Below are 1247 nucleotides of genomic sequence, written 5' to 3' on the forward strand. Positions count from 1 at the left end.
CGGTTCATGTCGCAGCCGCCGCCGGCGGAGTCGTTGGCGTGGTAGACGATCCAGTCCTCGGTGCCGTCGGGGCTCTTGAAGAAGCCGTTGTGGCCGGGCGCGAAGACCCCGTTGGCGTCGTTGCGCTGGAACACCGGGTTCGGGCTCTTCGTCCAGTGCGCCGGATTCATCGGATCGCTGCCGGTCAGGGTGAGCAGGCCGAGCTTGTAGTCGGGCCCCCAGCAGGCCGACGCGGAGTAGACGACCATGACCCGGCCGTTGCGGTAGAGCGGTTCCGGGCCCTCGTTGACCGCGCCGGTCTGCCGTTCCCAGGACAGTGTCGGCGAACTGAGCCGGACCCGGGAGCCGCTGAGGGTCCAGGGGTTGGTCAGGCGCTGGATGAAGTTGGACTGGCCGTAGGAGCCGCCGGCGTTGTAGGTGCCCATCAGGTAGAGGTTGCTGCCCACCTTGAGCACGCTGGCGTCCAGCGCCCACTCGTTGCCGAGGTCGGCTTTGAACGTGTACGGGCCCATCGGGTCGGTGCCGGCCGACTCGAGGACGTGCAGTCGCTGGGTGGGGTTGTAGTCGGAGACGTTCTGCCCGGCGGTGTAGTAGAAGTACCAGCGGCCGTTGATCAGGTGGAACTCCGGCGCCCACATGTTGCAGCAGCCGTTGGCGCGTCCCGCCAGGTTGAAGATCACCTGGTCGGCGGCGGTGGCGAGACCGGCCAGGGTGGTGGCCCGGCGCATGGTGATCGTGGAGTTCCAGGTGGTCGTGGCCAGGTAGTAGTAGCCGTTGTAGTGCTGGAGCCAGGGATCCGGGCCGTTGCGTTTGATCGGGTTGGTGAAGGTGCCGGCCGTGCTGGTCAGCGGGATCAGTTGCCACTGCTGGTTGGCGCCGTCCAGGTCCTGGTACTGCGAGATCCGGCCGCCGTCGGCGGTGGACCACTCCCACGCCTCCAGAGCCTTGCCGCTGTTCCGGTTGATCAGGCGGACGTGGCCGCCGGCCGAGTCGGCGAGGCGGAACTGCTGGCGGGCGTCGTTGCGGTCGGTGTTTTGCACCAGTTGGATGCCGTCGGTGGTGGTGGGCAGGTCGAGGACCTTGCCGCTGTGCACCGACTGCACCCGGTACCAGCCAGAGCCTGCGTCGAGGAACTTCCATTGCTGCCAGGCGCCGTCGTTACGGGTGTACTGGTTGATCGCGGCGCCGTCGGTGGTGGCCAGGTTGTAGACGTCCAGGGCCTTGCCGCTGTTGCGGTTGACCAGCAC

The 1247-nt window shown here is 67.4% G+C and carries 1 protein-coding gene; it reads right to left on the bottom strand.

What is annotated here, in order from left to right:
* On the bottom strand, window positions 1–1247 hold a 1247-nt coding region (locus I4J89_RS49070; protein ID WP_230860873.1), incomplete at both ends, for a family 43 glycosylhydrolase.

The sequence above is a fragment of the Actinoplanes aureus genome (genome assembly GCF_015704865.1).
Lineage (GTDB): Bacteria > Actinomycetota > Actinomycetes > Mycobacteriales > Micromonosporaceae > Actinoplanes > Actinoplanes aureus.